General features: G+C 48.2%; 16 protein-coding genes. 10 read left to right on the forward strand and 6 right to left on the reverse strand.

The window, feature by feature from the left end:
• Positions 1 to 63 precede the first annotated feature (63 nt).
• Positions 64 to 2,646 carry a TonB-dependent siderophore receptor gene (locus tag FIU82_RS16005; RefSeq protein WP_045979007.1) on the reverse strand — a complete coding sequence of 861 codons (2,583 nt, stop codon included), beginning with the start codon at positions 2,644 to 2,646 and terminating at the stop codon, positions 64 to 66.
• Between the two features lie 204 nt (positions 2,647 to 2,850).
• On the opposite strand from FIU82_RS16005, the gene FIU82_RS16010 reads away from it, so the two are divergent.
• Entirely contained in the window at positions 2,851 to 3,252 is a 402-nt protein-coding gene (locus tag FIU82_RS16010; RefSeq protein WP_045979008.1) for a hypothetical protein, read from the forward strand.
• Positions 3,253 to 3,288: 36 nt separating this feature from the next.
• Here FIU82_RS16010 and FIU82_RS16015 read toward each other — a convergent pair whose 3' ends face one another.
• Positions 3,289 to 4,434, reverse strand: coding sequence for a right-handed parallel beta-helix repeat-containing protein (locus FIU82_RS16015; protein WP_152441589.1), 1,146 nt, complete (start codon positions 4,432 to 4,434; stop codon positions 3,289 to 3,291).
• Positions 4,435 to 4,558: 124 nt separating this feature from the next.
• Positions 4,559 to 5,092 carry an RNA 2',3'-cyclic phosphodiesterase gene (gene thpR, locus FIU82_RS16020; protein ID WP_152441590.1) on the reverse strand — a complete coding sequence of 178 codons (534 nt, stop codon included), beginning with the start codon at positions 5,090 to 5,092 and terminating at the stop codon, positions 4,559 to 4,561.
• A gap of 72 nt (positions 5,093 to 5,164) precedes the next feature.
• On the opposite strand from thpR, the gene FIU82_RS16025 reads away from it, so the two are divergent.
• Entirely contained in the window at positions 5,165 to 6,535 is a 1,371-nt protein-coding gene (locus tag FIU82_RS16025) for a M17 family metallopeptidase (RefSeq protein ID WP_152441591.1), read from the forward strand.
• A 38-nt stretch (positions 6,536 to 6,573) separates the two neighbouring features.
• On the opposite strand, the gene FIU82_RS16030 is transcribed toward FIU82_RS16025, so the two are convergent.
• Positions 6,574 to 6,951 (reverse strand): STAS/SEC14 domain-containing protein, encoded by a 378-nt coding sequence (locus tag FIU82_RS16030; protein WP_152441592.1) that lies wholly within the window; start codon positions 6,949 to 6,951, stop codon positions 6,574 to 6,576.
• 95 nt (positions 6,952 to 7,046) lie between these two features.
• Positions 7,047 to 8,117: a ketoacyl-ACP synthase III gene (locus tag FIU82_RS16035; protein WP_138590247.1), complete on the reverse strand. Its 1,071-nt coding sequence runs from the start codon at positions 8,115 to 8,117 to the stop codon at positions 7,047 to 7,049.
• 162 nt (positions 8,118 to 8,279) lie between these two features.
• Here FIU82_RS16035 and FIU82_RS16040 point away from each other — a divergent pair, with 162 nt between their 5' ends.
• From FIU82_RS16040 to FIU82_RS16055, 4 genes are all read left to right on the forward strand, one after another.
• On the forward strand, positions 8,280 to 9,587 hold the full coding sequence (locus FIU82_RS16040) for an amidohydrolase family protein (RefSeq protein WP_152441593.1): 1,308 nt from the start codon (positions 8,280 to 8,282) through the stop codon (positions 9,585 to 9,587).
• Entirely contained in the window at positions 9,574 to 9,981 is a 408-nt protein-coding gene (locus FIU82_RS16045) for a DUF4440 domain-containing protein (protein WP_367648288.1), read from the forward strand. Before FIU82_RS16040 ends, FIU82_RS16045 begins: the two co-directional genes overlap by 14 nt.
• Before the next feature lie 87 nt (positions 9,982 to 10,068).
• Positions 10,069 to 11,346 (forward strand): ATP-binding protein, encoded by a 1,278-nt coding sequence (locus FIU82_RS16050; RefSeq protein ID WP_152441595.1) that lies wholly within the window; start codon positions 10,069 to 10,071, stop codon positions 11,344 to 11,346.
• Positions 11,327 to 11,851, forward strand: coding sequence for a response regulator transcription factor (locus FIU82_RS16055; protein WP_152441596.1), 525 nt, complete (start codon positions 11,327 to 11,329; stop codon positions 11,849 to 11,851). The genes FIU82_RS16050 and FIU82_RS16055 overlap by 20 nt, the downstream gene beginning before the upstream one ends.
• Positions 11,852 to 11,912: 61 nt before the next feature.
• Here FIU82_RS16055 and FIU82_RS16060 read toward each other — a convergent pair whose 3' ends face one another.
• The gene (locus tag FIU82_RS16060) at positions 11,913 to 13,940 is read right to left on the reverse strand and encodes a TonB-dependent receptor (RefSeq protein WP_152441597.1); all 2,028 of its coding nucleotides are present in this window, start codon (positions 13,938 to 13,940) and stop codon (positions 11,913 to 11,915) included.
• 176 nt (positions 13,941 to 14,116) lie between these two features.
• On the opposite strand from FIU82_RS16060, the gene FIU82_RS16065 reads away from it, so the two are divergent.
• From FIU82_RS16065 to FIU82_RS16080, 4 genes are all read left to right on the forward strand, one after another.
• Positions 14,117 to 14,521, forward strand: a complete 405-nt coding sequence (locus FIU82_RS16065; protein ID WP_152441598.1) for a DUF1761 domain-containing protein — start codon at positions 14,117 to 14,119, stop codon at positions 14,519 to 14,521.
• 53 nt (positions 14,522 to 14,574) lie between these two features.
• On the forward strand, positions 14,575 to 14,826 hold the full coding sequence (locus FIU82_RS16070) for a hypothetical protein (RefSeq protein WP_022944456.1): 252 nt from the start codon (positions 14,575 to 14,577) through the stop codon (positions 14,824 to 14,826).
• Between the two features lie 88 nt (positions 14,827 to 14,914).
• Positions 14,915 to 15,193: a hypothetical protein gene (locus tag FIU82_RS16075; RefSeq protein ID WP_045979015.1), complete on the forward strand. Its 279-nt coding sequence runs from the start codon at positions 14,915 to 14,917 to the stop codon at positions 15,191 to 15,193.
• Between the two features lie 64 nt (positions 15,194 to 15,257).
• On the forward strand, positions 15,258 to 17,270 hold the full coding sequence (locus tag FIU82_RS16080; RefSeq protein ID WP_216651835.1) for a TonB-dependent siderophore receptor: 2,013 nt from the start codon (positions 15,258 to 15,260) through the stop codon (positions 17,268 to 17,270).
• The last annotated feature ends 6 nt before the right edge of the window (positions 17,271 to 17,276 follow it).

Genomic DNA, 17,276 nt, shown 5'->3' on the forward strand with positions numbered 1-17,276 from the left:
GTCGACGCAAGCATAAAAAAGGCGGGCTTTACGCCCGCCTGTGATGTGGTTAATGCGCTTCTATTAGAAGCTATAAGTCGCTTTTACGTAGTAATAGCCACCATTGAAACCAAACGGCGAGGTTTCATAGTACAAGCCACCCCAATTGTTATTAGGAATACCTGTACGGTCCTCGAAATCTAAAGGCTCTGCCTCTTGGTCGAAGATGTTTTGTGCACCCACAGATAGACCGATGGCTTCGGTGGGGTAGTAAGTCACCTCCGCATCAACCGTTACTGCGGCATCGGCCATTTTTGCTGTTTGGTCGAAGTCAACATGAACACCTTGGTACTCACCGAAGTAATTCACGCGCACAAAGCCAGAGAATGAATCCCATTGTTGTGACCAAGTTGCTGTACCACGATGATTAGGTAGGTCTTCCTCTAGGCGTTGTACTTTAAAGTCGCCGGTAATATCACTGAAGCTGGTCACTTCAGTTTCATTCCAGTTGTACGCCAAGCTAAAGGTTGAGAAACCATCGAGTAAATCAGTGCTGTAGTTGGCTACGATATCAACACCCTCAGTGGTGGTGTCGAAGTCATTGGTAAAGAAACTGACTTGTGCAAGCTGGTCGACATTCGGCACACCTGCTTGTTTTAAGATGTCTTTATCTTCATCGCTAAGCACGATTTTTTCTGATTGGCTGATACGGTCTTCTACATCGATGTTGTAGTAATCCATGGTTAGATAGAAATCACCGTTTTGGTAAACCGCACCGAAGGTATAGCTATCAGACTCTTCCGGTTGTAGTTCTTCACCACCGAGTTGAACCGCAATCGGGTTAGTTGGTGGTAATAGCGCCGAATCAACCAACACGCCACTGCTTAGGTTCGTTTGCACGTTACTAACGTTCGCTTGCCCAACAGTCGGCGCACGGAAACCAGTGCTTAATGAACCACGCAATGAGAACATGTCATTAATAGTGTAATGACCCGTTACTTTGTAGTTAGTTGTTGAACCAAAGCTGTCGTAGTCTTCATAGCGCAGCGCCCAGCCCATTAAAAAGTTCTCAGTGAATGGTGTTTCGATATCAATATAGGCTGCATAGTTGCGGCGTGTGAATTCACCGGCTTGTGAAGGCTTAAAGCCAGGGAAGCCGTTAGAACCAATACTGAAGCCTTGCTCTGTTAGCGGACCGATTTCAAATGAATCTTCATCGCCAGCGATCACGGTGAAGGTTTCTTCACGCCACTCAATACCACCGGCAACGTTGGCATCGTAATACAAGCCCCAATCAAAGGTTCGGGTGATATCGAAGTTAAATGTTTTCTCTAGCTGCTCGTATTTACCTGGTGAGAAATCGCGCGGTGTTTGCGGACCTAAAGAGGCATTTACGGTGTCATAGAGGAAGTAGCGTGAGGCGTTATAGCCCACTGAGCCACTGGCATCATAGAGCCAACCTTTGAGCCAGCCATCGCTAAACTCACCTTTAACACCTGCCGTGAATGAGGTGTCAACGATATTACCGCCGAAGTTTGGCGTAAAGCCACCAGGAAGAATTTCATTAAAGGCAAAGCAATCAGGGTTATTAGCAACGCCATTAATGTACTCTGGGTTGTCCAGTACGTTATCGTCGATTTGGATATTGGTTGGGCAGTTGCCGCTCATATCGCCAGTTAAATCACCCACAAGCAGCGTTTCACCGCCATCGTTGGAGTACACACCTGGGCGTGTATGCGGGTTACGATAATAGAAGCCACCACGAACATCACGCTCAGAATAGTTACCGAACATGTAGAACTCATCATCATTGGTTAGCTCTAAGCCAACATTACCAAAAATGGAAATGTCGTCCTCAATCTCTGGGGTACCCCAAATTTGTGCAGGGTCGTCAATATCCGGCACGCCCGCCGCTGTTAACGCAATCGCGTCAGCGCGCTGAGTACTGCGACTTGTCGCATCAGCATTTTTATATTGGAAGCTTAAGTTAGCGAAGCCGTTATCAGTGAACGGTAAACCAATGTTACCCGCAATTTGGGTGCTATCACCGTCGCCTTCGTAGTACTGCCCATGGCGTACTTCAAACGTACCCCCTTCGCTGGCATCTTTAAGCACGAAGTTCATTACCCCAGCAATTGCATCCGACCCGTACTGCGCCGCAGCACCATCGCGCAATACCTCTACTTGTTTCAGCGCGATGCTTGGGATCACTGAAATATCAGGGCCTTGTGCACCATCGTTAATACCACCGCCTAAAAATGCGATGACCGAGGCACGATGGCGGCGTTTACCATTGAGTAAGACTAGTGTGCTATCTGAGGGGAGACCTCGCAAGTTGGCAGGGCGCACAAGCGTTGCTGCGTCACTGATAGGGTTACTATGTACATTAAATGATGGAACAGTGCCTTTAAGCACTTCTAACATATCGGAATTACCCACCTTACTGAGCTCTTCACCGCCGATAATATCAACCGGAACAGGAGAACTGCCGATAGAGCGTGGCGCAGCACGAGACCCTACGACGGCGATTTTTTCAATATTTTTCGTTTTTTCAGCGTTGCTCTCGTCTTCAGCAAGTGCATTACCGGTGTGTAGCAGCGCTACCGTTGATGTGGAAAGAAGTGCGCAGCGAACGGCTGCTTGCAGAGTTCTGTATTTCAACTTCATATTGTATCCCCCAGTTAGTATACAGATTTATGATTCTTTGTTGTCATTGTGTATAAGGTATCTATACATGTTGTTTACAATAGATTCAACACAACAATAACTTTTGTTACAAAATATTAGACCTAAGTGGGAGAAATTGCATGGTGCTAGCGTCTAGGAGTTATCTGTGTGACAATCATTTAGTAACTACTTAGTGAAGACCTTATGCGCATCTATCGTTTATTCCATCGCGCTCCAATCCGCGTGCTGCTTATTTCTCGGCGGCGACAAAAATTGAAATTACGTCGCGCGATGGTGACGGTGAAGTGGGCCTTGGCGCAAGAACGCCAAGAAACAAAAGAGATGTTGGATATTTACCGACGCTACACGCGTGGTAACGCCACGAAGCATGAACTCAAAGTGGCGAATGAACAGTTTGTAGATATTTTAAAGGGGCTGGGTTTAGGCGTGTTTGCAATACTTCCATTTGCACCTATTACCATTCCCCTTGTTGTTAAAATTGCCAAGCTGGTAGGGGTTGAGGTGCTACCTAGCTCGTTCAGTCACCCTAAACCACCAGCTAAGAATTCATCCCGCTGCGACGACAGTTCCCCTCCTAAGGACTAGTTTAGACACTGGCGTGCCCAACTAGCCCGGGCTCAGCTAACTGCCCGGTTGAGTGGGGAGGGCAGTGTTGTTGTCGATATACACATTGCGACTAAGGGGATCAATGTAAAGAAAATCGCTGTCCGGGGCGAGTTCATATTCGTTTCCAGAAATATGTACTCCATCGAAAGAAGCGTGATCAGAGTAGCTGTAGGTTCGCACAATATCACGCCAGTTGGTTTCCTCGGCGAAGTGGACTTGCTCAAAACGGTTATCGCGCACGGTCAAGGCGTACACAGGGCGCAGTTGCTCTCTACCAAGACTATTTAGGCGCAGACCAAATCGAGTGTTATGAATAAAGTTTTTCTCAAACATAATGTTATCCCACGGGATTTGTCGGGGAGCTTGAGAGTTCGGGTATAAGTTCATAACAAACCCATCAATGTTCATAAAGCGATTATGAGCGACCCACAAATCTGAGTAGTAGCTCACATCAAATGCGGTCTTGTTAATATCCTTAAAGGTATTGAACAACACATTAGCAGTTTGTGCTGGCGCACGAGTTGAAAGCTTAAGGGTACAACTCTCAAACTCATTGTCCAACACCACAATATCATTCACCCCTCCCACGTAAGAGTTTGTCTGTGCTTGTGTTGTTGTCACTTGCCGACACTGACTAAAGCGGTTGCTGGCGATCATGACTTCACGGGTATTGGTGGTGAAATAATCGGCTTCAGGCCCAGAGGTCACGCGCAAAGCGGCATCACCAAAGTTGCTAAACTCATTGCCGATAATTTTTACATTTGTAGCCGAGGCGATATACACACCTTGTTTGCCCCAGGTGCTAACTTGGTGACCGTTATGGAGCCCTTGAAAATGTAACGAGCTTAAGGTGAAGTCTTGCGCTGGTTTAACGTAAAGCAAGTATTCTCCAGAAAAGTTTGCACACTTTTTTAATTTACTCTGTGTAAAAGAGCGCAAAGTGATTTGCTCACTGTGTTGCAACACTAAGGTGGTGCACACATCGTAAGTGCCCTCAGCAAAGATAAGTGTGTCACCTTTGGTCAGTGAGTCGAGGGCGCTTTGTATCGCTACGCTGTCATCTTGCTGATCATCGGCTGTGGCGCCAAAATCGCCGACATGCACATTTTCTGCGTGGGCAACGAAAGAAAAAAGTAAAAGAAAGTAAATAAATCGCGTCATGATGGATCCTTGAAAATAGATAATTCAAAGTCGTGGTTCTGACTGGTAATGCGATGTAGGGAACCGGTTACCTTTAGCATAGTGTGCCATCCTTAGAGTCTCAATGTATTTGCTTAAAAGCACGCTAATACAGCGTAAAATGTTCAATCGGGCGATAGACCAAGCCTTGCTCATCACGGGTCGACTCAAACAATGTAAAACTATGCACTTGCATATCAAAAGCTGGCATCGGTTGAGCAACTGTGGGCATCGCTTTGCAGTTTCTTGCTAGGGTGATGTGGGGGCGATAGCGCCGGTGCGGATCTTCAATATGATGTTTTTGTGCTATCTCTTTGAGGCCATTGTGCAGTGTGAATAACGCATCAGGTGGTGAGCTGGGGCGAAGGTGAAAAATGCCATTACTGGGCCACCAATCGATGTCTGCCACCGTTAAGTTAAACTTCCTAAGCTGCAGGGCTCTCACTTCTTTAATCAGCGCAGCCTCTGTATTCAAAGGGGTATTGCCAAGAAATAACAGGGTTAAGTGCCAGTTTCGTGGTTGCGTAAAGGCTTTATCGGCAATGACATGGTGTTGTAACCAGTGCGCGAGTGAAGACTTTGCCTCATTGCTTAAACCCAGAGCAAAAAACAACCGTCGGCTGGAAAGTGAAGACGCCATTACTCATCCTATACCAATTATAAGGCGAACTTGATATGCTGGATATTATCAGCAACCAACGATGAGTCTGCAATGAATCTTTTGGTAAATACGCCGCGTAAGGATAACGCGCCAATCCCTTTTTATGTTATCAATGAAAACAACTTAGAGACATGGTCTGAGCAACAGGATGACTTTACCCGAACTTGGGTATTGCGTTCACTCGGTGGAGGTCAAGGTCTATGTGTTGTACCAAATACCGACAATGGCGAACCTAAACTGGCAGTCTTAGTCAGCGATAATGAGCAAAGTGTGTGGGCCGCTGGAGACAGTGTGAACAAGTTGCCAGAGGGCGATTATCAACTGACTGACTGCGCCAACGAACGTGATATTGCCCTGGGTTTTGCGCTCGGTGGCTATCAATTCACCGGTTATAAACAAACGAATGCACCGAAAGCGCGTTTACTCATAACCGATAAGGTGTTGTTCAATGAGCTGGTAGCCAGTGTTGAGTCGACAAACTTAGTGCGCGATCTTGTTAATACGCCTGCGGCGGATATGATGCCTCAACACTTGAGTGAAGTCATGAGCGACTTAGCTGAGCGTTACGATGGCCAATTCTCACAGTGGATCGGTGATGAGCTATTAGAGCAAAACTATCCGACCATTCATTTGGTCGGTCGTGCCAGTGAAAACAAGCCGCGATTGCTTGATTTGCGCTGGGGTGATAAAAAAGCGCCCAAAATCACTTTAGTAGGCAAAGGCGTATGCTTTGACTCCGGCGGTCTAGATTTAAAGCCTGCGGCGGGTATGCGATTAATGAAAAAAGACATGGGCGGTGCAGCGCATGTATTGGGCCTTGCTAATATGATCATGGCAGCTGGCTTAAACGTGCAGCTACGGGTGTTAATTCCTGCAGTCGAAAATGCGGTATCACGTAATGCGTTTCGCCCAGGTGATGTGGTTAAAACTCGTAAAGGTATTACCGTTGAAATTGACAATACCGATGCCGAGGGTCGCTTAGTGTTGTGCGATGCGCTTGATGAAGCGCAGCAAGATAACCCCGATCTTATTATCGATTTCGCCACCCTCACCGGCGCGATGCGAATTGCTCTTGGCACCGAGTTACCCGGTTTTTTCAGTAGCGATGATGACATCGCTCAGGCGTTGACAGAGGCTGGCTATCAAAGCCAAGACCCAGTATGGCGTATGCCATTGTTTGCTCAGTATAAAAACTTGTTGAAAAGCGACGTGGCGGATATGAGCAACTGCTCACAAGGGCCATTTGGCGGCGCCATAACCGCAGCGCTTTACCTGCAAGAGTTTGTTGCTAAAGAAACACCTTGGGTGCACTTTGATGTTATGGCGTGGAATGTGCGCGCACTACCAGGTCGCCCGGTTGGTGGAGAGGCCTTTGGTATTCGTGCTGCATACACCATGTTGCAACAGCGCTTTGGTAGCTAAGCAAAAAAGTTACACAAAAGGCCGCGTAAGCGGCCTTTTTAATGTTCAGATAACCAGGCGATTGCCGCGCGGGGGTCGTCGAAATATTTAACTTCGCCACTGACAAACCAATTTGCAACACTTGCCGCGAAGCTTTGCCACCGTTTATGGCCGTACAAGGCTATGCGTTTAAATTGCTTACGATGAATAACCCCTAACTTGAAATCATCCCACATAGCTCGTGTCGTAAAACCGTCTAGCTGACTGGCGTCGATGAAAACATCGACAATGGGCTCGTCAATATCAGCCAAGGCCGAAGCGAATAATGGCGTCAGTAGTTGATAATGCTCATGATTCAACGTACCGGTCAGTACTAAGGCGATATAGATGCGCTGTTGGTGGCGCTCTATATCTACTTTCAAACCGCCTTTAGCCATAACACTGTTCCTATATAGCTTACGCTCAAGGTAACCATAGCGGCATTTATGAAAGTTTTAAAGTAATTGGGCCACCATTGCAGCCCATAGTCGCGTTACCCTTGTTGGCAGGCCGTTACCGCCTCGGCAATGAGCTCTAACCCAGTTTGCGAGCACTCAGGTAAAGCCGCTTGACTTTCACGTACTGGAGTTACACGCTCACCCCACTTTATGTAACTGGCTGCCCATGTCAGGCCAGCGCCGAAGGCGGCTGACATTATATTCGCGCCGGGTTTGACCATCCCTCTTTCTACAGCCTCACACAAGGCAATGGCAATGGTTGCTGCGGAGGTATTGCCGTATTCATCGATATTAACCATCACTTTGTCATCGTCCACTTTTAAGCGCTGTTGAATTGATTGGATAATTCGTAAGTTCGCTTGGTGTGGTACTAATACATCGATGTCATCGAGGCTAAGTTGTGCCTGACTCAACACATCGTCGCAGGCTACACTCATTCCTTTGACGGCACGTTTGAAGATTTCCGGGCCAACAAAGTTTAAATCAGACCCGCCAATGGTCTGGTATTTATTCACGTTGGTGCCAAAGTTACTAATATGCAAAATTGAACGGTCGCTGCTGTCACAGCCACTTTTGCTCGCGAGTAACCCTAATGGTTGCTCACTGGCTTGCAGTACCACCGCACCGGCGCCATCACCAAATAACACCGCACTGTCACGCAGGGCCCAATTGACATACCACAGCATGCGCTCGGCGGCGACTACAACAGCGGTTTTAATCATGCCTGCCTGGATTTGAGCCGTGGCCATTTGCAGCGCATATAAAAAACCAGAGCAGGCGGCGTTACTGTCACAGGTAGCGGCCCCTTTGGCGCCTAGGCGTTGTTGTACTTCCGAAGCTGTATTGGCGACCATGGTACTCGGTGTGCAAGTGGCAACCAGCACGAGATCTAGCTGCTCGGCGTCAACGCCAGCACAATCTAACGCGCGTTGAGCGGCCACGGTTGCAAGCTCGGCAGTGCTTACGTGGCTAATATGGCGGGCTTTAATACCGGTGCGAGAGCTGATCCACTCATCTGAGGTATCAACCACGGTGGCAATGTCATCGTTAGTAATGCGTGCTGGTGGGATACATTTGCCCCAGCCAGTGATCTCTGCATAGTGCATAAAAATTCCTAAGGTTGCTGCGTCGGACGTTTGTTTATTCATCTGGCCCGATCTCTTTGCTATGGCAACTTTATACCAAAATGCAGCGTTTTGGTCGAGTTATACTGGTTTGCACCGGCAAAGTATGTTCAGGTAAAAGAAAATAATAACCAAGGAAAAACAATGAAACTCATCACATGTGCAAGCTTACTATTGGCGTTATCAAGCGCAAGCGCTTGGGCGCAAAATACATTGATTTATGCCGGTAAAATACTCCCTGCGGCCAATGCCGATGTTCTTGAGCGGCAAACCCTGGAAGTAGTAGACGGACGTGTCCAGGGCATTCATGAAGGCTATGTTAGTGCTCAGACGTTAGGCTTGGCCGACGCGCATATTATTGACCTTAAAGAGCAATTTGTAATGCCGGGGCTGATAGATTTGCATGTGCATATTAGTTTTGAACGTGATCCCCAGGCTGACCCTGAAAGGTGGTTGAAGGAGGTCGAGGCCGATCAGGCGTTACGTGCTACGCAATTTCTTGGCAATACCCTCAACGCGGGGTTCACTACCGTACGTGATTTGGGCAGTTATAACGAGGTGATTTTTCCGCTGCAACGAGCAGTAGAAAGTGGCGTAATACAGGGGCCACGTATTATTGCTGCAGGTGAGGCGGTGACTCCAACAGGTGGCCACGGTGATTTACATGGGTATAGACAAGAGGTGCTTGATGCGTTTGCTCCACGCATGGGCGTGTGCAATGGCGCCGATGATTGCACCCGGGCGGTGCGCGAGATTGTTAAAGCCGGGGCGCAAGTTATCAAAATCACGGCCACTGGCGGGGTATTGAGTAACACTCAAGCGGGGCTCAATCAGCAACTGACCGATGAGGAAATGAAGGCGATTGTTGATACCGCTCATAACCTTGGTCGCCCTGTGACAGCTCACGCACACAGCGCCCAGGGGGTTGCAGCTGCACTTCGCAGCGGAGTCGATTCTATCGAACACGGCTCTTATGCTAATGACGAAACGGTGGCGCTGTTTAAAAGTACGGGCGCTTACTTAGTGCCGACATTGTTAGCGGGGATCTCTGTGAGTGAGGAAGTGAAGCACAATGATAAGGTTCCTCAGGCTATTGTAGACAAAATAACGCAGGTCGCCCCGGTGGTGAAAGCATCATTCCAACGGGCTTTAGATGAAGGCGTGAATATCGCATTTGGTACCGACTCAGGGGTATCCCGCCATGGAGATAACGCCCGCGAATTTGCATTGTTAGTCGAGTATGGTATGTCGCCCCGTGAAGCGTTGGCGACTAGTTTAGAGCAAGCACCTAAGCTATTGAATATGAGCAAGGAAGTTGGCAAATTACAAAACGGATACTACGCTGATGTAATTGCTGTTGCGCAGTCGCCATTAAAGGATATTTCGCAACTAAGCGCAGTGACCTTTGTCATGAAAGAAGGGAAAGTCATCAAACATCATGAGCAAGATTAAAGCGCAAATGTTGGCGCAACTGATTGAGTTAGAAAGAACTTTAATGAGTGAGGAGGTGCGCAGCAATGCCTCGCGATTAAATGAGTTGCTTGATGAACGTTTTATCGAGGTGTCGGCCGACGGCCGGCGCTTTGATAAGGACAATGTGCTTGCTCGGCTACCAAAAGAGCAAGCCAAGGGACGAAAACCTACCTTTCACAATCAAGATTTTGAAGGGCGCATGCTGTGCGCTGATGTCGCCCAGCTCTCTTACCGAGGTGCGCTCAGACGCATCAAAGGAGGGCAATGGCACTACTCTGTAAGGATGTCGATATGGTGTCTAAATAGCAACCAAGATTGGCGTTTAGTTTACCACCAAGGCACGCCTTGCGAGGCCTTCCAGTTAAGCCGGTAACGTCGCCGTAGTCTCCCACTCAGTGCTTTTCTCAGCGCCAGAATAACGATAGACTTTCGTTACTCATCACCTCTTAGCGCTGTTATTTTGGACCTGCTATTACAATCCAGTATTCGCCGTGTGTTATTGCTACGCAGTGTCGCCATTGCACTGCAGTTACTGGCGGTGCTCATTGCTTACTATGTGCTTGATTTTGCGTTAGCACTTTTGCCGCTGTTGAGCATCATCGCCGTGGAGTCGCTATTTCAGCTGCTGAGTGTGGTGGTGCTACGACGACGCATCCACAGTCGCGCACCGGTGGGCGCCGCCACCGTAGTGTGGCAATTATTAGCTGATATCCTGTTCTTAACCTTGCTGCTTATGCACAGTGGCGGGGCGACCAATGCCTTTGTGTCGTTGCTGCTGTTGCCGGTTATGATTGCTGCTGTGACCTTACCTGGGCGTTTAACGGTGTTATTAACCGTGATTGCAATTGCTGCTTATTCGGCCTTAGTGATTATGATGCCATTGCATCATCAAGGTGAGCATGGCATGCAAATGCGCCACCATTTTATCGCCATGTGGATAAACTTCGTACTCAGTGCAGTTGTGGTCGCCACTTTGGTCAGCGCATTATCTCGCACTTTGGCAAAACAACAGCGCGCTATTGCCCAAAGCCGAGAAGAGCAGCTTCGCGCTGAGCAGCTTGTGTCTTTGGGCAGCGCTGCAGCGCAAGCGACCCACCAATTAGCCACACCGCTTGCAAATTTGGCGCTGTTGCATGATGAAGCAAGGGAGCTAAGCGCCGACTGTCCAACGTTACAGCCTGTGATTGATGATATGGTGGTGCCTTTGACGCAGTGTCAGCGGCAGTTGGATTTGTTTCGTGCTCGGGCGCAGCAGCTGCGTGATGCTCATGAAAGAGCGCCACATTACCAGCCGCTATTACAGCTCGTTGATGAGATCCGCCAAGCCTTTACGCTGAACTATCCGTCTCAGCAACTGCATTGCCAGCTCCCACATCAAGGTGAACATATTGAAATTATTAGTGACCCATTGTTGAGTGCCGCTGTGATCAACGTATTGGCCAATGCTGTGCGGGCAAACGAAGAGGTTGGGGCAGAGCGAATCACGATTACCATTCGCGACTCTGACTCTGCTCTTCATTGGCGAATTGAGGACCAAGGCCGAGGGTTTTGCGCTGAGATGCGGGCCTCCTTGGGCAGCGCAGTGATAGCGAGCAGTGATGGTTTTGGTGTGGCGCTGTGGCTAACCAACGCCACGATAGAGCGCATTGGTGGCACTTTGGCATTGGCCAACAATGAACACGGTGCATGCATTGATATCACTATTCCTAAGAGGCGCTATGAAGCTGTTACTGATTGAAGATGACCTAGCCTTTGCGCGAACACTCATGCGGCGCCTAGAAGCGCACACCCAAGCGCAGGCTCATGCTGATTGTGTGCAAAGTGCGCTGTTCCAAGCACGACAGTTGCGCCCCAGTCACATTATTTTGGATATGAATTTAAATAACGAGTCTGGACTGCAACTGCTTGCTCCGCTGCGCGCTTTGCTGCCGAGTGCGCGCATCATATTGCTAACTGGGTTTGCCAGTATTGCCACTGCTGTTAAAGCAGTGAAGCTCGGCGCTGATGATTACCTCGCTAAGCCGGTGTCTATGGCACTTTTACTGGCAACTATGGAGGATGATATTGTGCATTCACACGTTTCGCACGACGATGAGGTCATGTCTCCTGAGCGTTTGGAGTGGGAGCATATTCAAGCGGTGTTGACGCGCAACAATGGCAACATTTCGCAAACAGCGCGCCAACTCAACATGCACCGACGTACCTTGCAACGTAAGTTGCAGAAAAAACCGGTGGCTAATTAATCTTGCTGAGGAGGCTTTAGAAAAGAAAAAAGGCCAATAACAACGTGGCCTTTGGTAGCTATCACAAAGAGAAACTAACACCTAGATGGAGAGTACGGCCCAGTGCTTGTAAACGCTGTCCTTTATCTAACTCCCGGCCATCAACACGGTTTATGCCGTTGAGATGTGGCGCATAGCTATGATCAAACAGGTTGTTAACCGCTGCATTGAACTGCCAATGGCTGTTGATATCATAATCTACACTCACATCAACGACACCATAGCCGGGTGAGCTCAGCTCGTTGTTATAGTGCGACACATGCGTTTGCGACTGGGCGAAGCGCCAACGCGCAGCCACTTGGTAATCATTGGCATAGTAATGGGCACTCAATTGGCCGTTAAGTGGGCTGATACGATAGAGATCGTCATTCACCTCATCGCTGCGTTTACCGCGCACATAACTAATCTGAGCATTAACTTGCCACTGACGAGAGAGTTGATACTCGGCGCTCATATCAGCCCCGTAAAGGTGAGCATCAATATTACTAAAGCGAAGCGCGCCTTGCCCAGACATCATCATCGCCACCATATTCACCACACTGTCTTCACTGGGGGTGCCTTGGATGTAATTATCAATTCGTTGATAAAATAGCTGAGGCTTTATCGAGAGCCGCTCACTGGTGTATGACCAACCCACATTCGCTTGGTACGCTGTTTCAGGTTTAAGGTTGATATTACCGACATAGGTTTTACCATCCGCAAGGCCCCCGGTTGCTTGCATGGGAAGCCATAAATAACGCGCTTGATAGCTCGCAGCCCGCTCTTTGATAGCGACACCGTAACTGAGGTCTGAGTGTGAATTCAACGTATAGCGATTATTGATGACCACATCGAAGGTGGTATCACTGACGCTTTTGTCTGCATCATTAAAACGAGTTTGTAAGGTTGCAACCGCTGGCATCATCATGGCCATGGTGGAGCTTATCTTATCGGCATCGGCAACATTGTATTTCAACCGTGCGCCTACTGTTGTGTTGAGCTTCCGGTGGCTAAAAGTGTACTCGGTGAATAGGCTATGGCGGTCATCAGCAACATTATTAAAGTTTTCCACGAAAAACGCGTCATTGTTTGGATTAGTGATGTCCGCATCATGACGGTTGATACAGCCATCATAGCCCCATAGCCAAGCCCCTGTTTGTATGTGGGCAAAGAGGCTGGTACTGCGTCCTAAAGCCAAGGTATAACGTGCTTTTTGCGCGGTACTAAGGGCGCGCTGTTGGTAGTTATCCATACCATGCTCGCCATCTTGAAAGCCCACACCCCATAATAGCGTTGTGTCACTGATTTCGTGCTCACCCGATAGCTCAAATCGTGTGGTGTCAATGTAATCAATATCCATAGGCAGCGCGGCTGTGCCGCTTTGTTTGGTATCGGTACGATGAATATTAGCGAAGAGGTGCCCTTGATTTAGGGCCGACGTGGTAAGCACACCATACTGGTGACGCTGGTAATCACTGTTCGGAATTGCACGCTCCTTGGCGTCTTGCTCATCACTGTTACGCGTATCTGCGTAGGCAAGCCAAGCAAATTGGCTATTGCCAGCGCCCCCAGCGAGGCTAGCATTGAATCCTGAGCCATTATCTTGCGCATTGATGCGGCCATTTACAGTCAATGGGCTATCGAGCTCAGCGCGGCGCATGTTTACGTCAATGGCCCCGCCAAGCGTGTCGATACCGGCACTGACCGGGGCAATACCACGATAGATGTCCATGTTCGCAATGATGATGGCGGGAGTGTAACTGAGCGGTGTATCCATTGAGTTGGGGCCTGCACCACTAAAGTTGAGGCCATTGCTGGCAACATTAATGCGCTGGGCAAACATACCTCGGTATTGCGCTAACCCTGTTATCGGGCCATTTTTGTTTACTCCCGCACCAACAACACCATCGAGCCAATCGGCCGTGTCGGTTGCAAACTTTTGTGCCGGTATTTGCATTAAACGGGCACCTGTATCATGGTGTTGCGAGTGCACGGTGATCACTTCCATGGCTTGACTATTGACTGCGAAAAGTGCGGTGATGGTTGCGCCAAGGGCTGATTTTATCTTCATAATATCCACTGAGAATTGAAAAGCATGTCTGAATTTTCAATTGCTTAGGGACGAGGTGCAATAACAAACCGCCACAGTGCGGCAATATGTCGCACTCCAGTGATCAACGCACGAATTTTGCTGGTACGGTGTTCGCGAGCTACGCTTAGTAGGGTGTATTATTTGTGAGCCACGCTATGAATTTTGCAGATTTTAATTTTATCGCGGTGCTAATTGCAGCCCTTGCCACGCTTATCTTAGGTGGCGTGTGGTATTCACCACTGATGTTTAAAAATGCTTGGTTAGATGGGTGCGGGTTAACGGACATAGATTTGCAAAATGCGGCAATGGGAAAGGTCTTTACCATCGCCTTTATACTCTCTCTTTTGGCTGCTTTTATCTTTGCGTTATTTTTAGGCCCTCGGCCCGAGCTCGGGTTTGCGGTAGGTGCAGGCTTTGCTGCGGGTTTAGGGTGGGTGGCTACGTCCTTTGGGATTAGCTATGTTTTCGAGCAGCGACCTCTAAAGCTGTTTTTAGTTAATGCCGGATACCATACTGTGCAGTTTACCTTGATGGGGCTTATTCTGGGCTTATGGCATTAGAGCATCGCGCCTGACAATGGTAGACTAGGCTGTGTTGTCTTAAGGGAGGGAGCATGGCTAAACCGAATAAAAAGGGCCCCGTTCGCACCGTGAATATTCATTGTTCGCAGTGCCGCACTAAACTCTACAAATACCGCAAAGGCGGCAAGGGCGCGCTTATTAAATGTTTTATCGAACGCATAACTGAGGACTTCACTGAGCAGCTCGCCACCTGTCCGCAATGTCAGCAGGTTTTCGCACGAGAGACTATGATCAGGGGCACCCCCGCATTGAAAATGATCGGCCAAAAAGTATTTATGAAATAAGCCTGCAAGAGATACGGGCATTTGTCCTTAAAGTGTATGAATGGCCACTGTTAAGCTCGCCCGGTTTGGTTTTCATCTGGAGTAAACAATGGATATTTTGTTCGATGTTATTGGCATGTCGGGCACCTTTTTAGTGGTAGGTGCATTTTTTTTGTTGCAGTTGAATAAGCTGCCTGCAACGGGCTTAGGTTACAACCTAATGAACCTATCAGGCGCCATTTTATTGTTAATAAGCCTTTGTTATAACTTTAACTTGGCCAGCTTCGTTATCGAAATTTTCTGGATAGCGGCGTCACTCATTGGTATCTATAAATACATTAAAGCGCGTAAAGCCAGTAAGCTTGCAGCGGCGCATTCCGCCTCATAAACACACCTTGGCGTGAAACTTCATTTGTTTTTATGTAAATATGGTGTAATTATTTAATTTATGAGTGATTTACACCGTATGTGCGATGTTCCGTTTTTGTTTCTATTTTACGCTCGTAGGCTCGTTTGTCTTTCCAGCCTTGGCTGAACAAGCGAGCAGCGATGAGCTCTTTTCTCTAAGCTTTGAACAACTGCTTGATGTTCAAGTAGATATCGCATCAAAAAGTGCAGAAAGCCAATCTCTGGCCCCTTCTTCGGTGACCTTATTTACCCGCCAACAAATTGCCCAGTTGGGTGTCCACAATGCTTATCAATTAATGAATTATGTGCCCGGCATGCAGCTGACTCGGGGCGACTGGGTCGGGGCCGTGCCAAAAGAGCATGCGCGCGGTGTGCATTTGGACAGTGGCAATATTCTAGTGATGATTAACGGTGAGCGCTTAAATGAAGTTTCCTTCGGTAAGGCCTCAGTGTACACACCTTATATTCCGGCGCAGTTAATTGAAAGAGTAGAGTTTATTCGCGGTCCTGGCTCTGCATTGTATGGCAGCAATGCGTTTTTAGGGGTGATGAATATTATCCTAAGTGACGATAACAATGCCTTGAGTGTTGGCATAGGTGAGAATGCCCGCCAGCAATTAACAGGGCAGTGGCATCAAGCAACGTCACTAGGGCGAATCTCTGCTAATATCGCGGTGGAAAAAACCAATGGTCAAGATTACGACGTTGCCGATAATGTTCGTGACCCACTGTATTCTGTTTTTGCTAATACCCAGTTTAGTACCGAGCGCTTAACCATCAATGCGCGCTATCAGCGTACTGAGCTAAATGAGTTTTTGAATTTAGGCGGGTACAGCCCTGATAATCGCCATCGCAGTGATAATTACGCCGCCAGTGTTGCCTATCAGTGGTTGCAAGGTGACCACGATTTGTCCTCGCAGTTGAGTTATACCGAGCATCATATTGAAGCGCAAGGCTTAGTCGAAGGCCTTAATCTACCTGAAAACATGCCGTATTTTGTTGGTCCTAACTGGCAAAGCTCTGAGCTTAAGTTTGTCAGCGATTATCAGCATCAGCTTCATGCTAACAGTACGTTATTTGCAGGTGTTGAGCTGCGCCGAGACGAGCAAACTCAAGCCGGCGTTGTGACCAGCTATTTCAATGACCAATCAGGCTTTATTGAGCTCAATAGTGAGTATTATGAAAACCCTTCGCGAGTACAGAGTCGCTATCGTGAGTTCAGTGATTTAGAGCATCGCTTTGATGCTCAAGCAGGCTATGTGCAAGTGAAACAACAGCTTCCAGATTTTGGGCTCACTGCCTTTTTCGGGGCGCGCTATGATCATGTCAATGGTATTGATGCACGTTGGTCACCACGAGCCTCGCTTATTTACGAGCTGCCCAGCGGTGACATTCGCCATGTTTTAAAAGCGCAATATGGCGAGTCGTTTCGTACTCCGGTTACCAATGAGCTTTACTCTAACGATGATATCACCTCTGGTAATGCCGATTTATCCTCTGAAGTGATCAAAACAACCGAGTTGGTGTGGTTAGCCCAAGGCACACAGTGGAAAAGCGAAGTGGTGCTGTTTGATAACGCCCTAGAGGATTTTATTGATTTGGTGATGGTCAACGAGCAGCAGCAAGCTTTTACCTTTGCGAATGTATTCAGCACCACTATGCAGGGTATTGAGATGAGTGCTCAATCGCAGCTAGGCCAATATAGTGATGTGCAAATCAATTATACCCAGCTATTTGATGATCCCATTAGTCCAAGCTTTAAGCGCTTTGCCAGTGTGGCGGTGAATATGCAGCTTGAGACATTGACACTTAGCGCGAATGCCCTGTGGCGCGATAGTGTCGAAGTATTCGGTGCTAATGATAAGCGCTTTTATCAAGGTGCGTATGTGTTGCTCGGCGCAGCGCTGCATTGGCAGATGGATGAACATACGCGGCTGAGCTTAAAAGTAGAAAACCTTACCGATAAAGATTACGATACCTTCGATGCGCGCGTGTTTGATGGCCGCGTCCCCGGGTACGGACGTCAGTCCAGTCTAACCTATACTTATCAGTTTTAAAGAGCA

It is taken from the genome of Pseudoalteromonas sp. THAF3, from assembly GCF_009363775.1.
Lineage (GTDB): Bacteria > Pseudomonadota > Gammaproteobacteria > Enterobacterales > Alteromonadaceae > Pseudoalteromonas > Pseudoalteromonas ruthenica.

Coding starts and splice junctions, on each gene's coding strand:
- FIU82_RS16055 (WP_152441596.1), top strand. CDS start 11,327: ATGAAGCTGTTACTGATTGAAGATGACCTAGCCTTTGCGCGAACACTC.
- FIU82_RS16030 (WP_152441592.1), bottom strand. CDS start 6,951: ATGGCTAAAGGCGGTTTGAAAGTAGATATAGAGCGCCACCAACAGCGC.
- FIU82_RS16065 (WP_152441598.1), top strand. CDS start 14,117: ATGAATTTTGCAGATTTTAATTTTATCGCGGTGCTAATTGCAGCCCTT.
- FIU82_RS16040 (WP_152441593.1), top strand. CDS start 8,280: ATGAAACTCATCACATGTGCAAGCTTACTATTGGCGTTATCAAGCGCA.
- thpR (WP_152441590.1), bottom strand. CDS start 5,092: ATGGCGTCTTCACTTTCCAGCCGACGGTTGTTTTTTGCTCTGGGTTTA.
- FIU82_RS16010 (WP_045979008.1), top strand. CDS start 2,851: ATGCGCATCTATCGTTTATTCCATCGCGCTCCAATCCGCGTGCTGCTT.
- FIU82_RS16070 (WP_022944456.1), top strand. CDS start 14,575: ATGGCTAAACCGAATAAAAAGGGCCCCGTTCGCACCGTGAATATTCAT.
- FIU82_RS16075 (WP_045979015.1), top strand. CDS start 14,915: ATGGATATTTTGTTCGATGTTATTGGCATGTCGGGCACCTTTTTAGTG.
- FIU82_RS16005 (WP_045979007.1), bottom strand. CDS start 2,646: ATGAAGTTGAAATACAGAACTCTGCAAGCAGCCGTTCGCTGCGCACTT.
- FIU82_RS16045 (WP_367648288.1), top strand. CDS start 9,574: ATGAGCAAGATTAAAGCGCAAATGTTGGCGCAACTGATTGAGTTAGAA.
- FIU82_RS16015 (WP_152441589.1), bottom strand. CDS start 4,434: ATGACGCGATTTATTTACTTTCTTTTACTTTTTTCTTTCGTTGCCCAC.
- FIU82_RS16025 (WP_152441591.1), top strand. CDS start 5,165: ATGAATCTTTTGGTAAATACGCCGCGTAAGGATAACGCGCCAATCCCT.
- FIU82_RS16060 (WP_152441597.1), bottom strand. CDS start 13,940: ATGAAGATAAAATCAGCCCTTGGCGCAACCATCACCGCACTTTTCGCA.
- FIU82_RS16035 (WP_138590247.1), bottom strand. CDS start 8,117: ATGCACTATGCAGAGATCACTGGCTGGGGCAAATGTATCCCACCAGCA.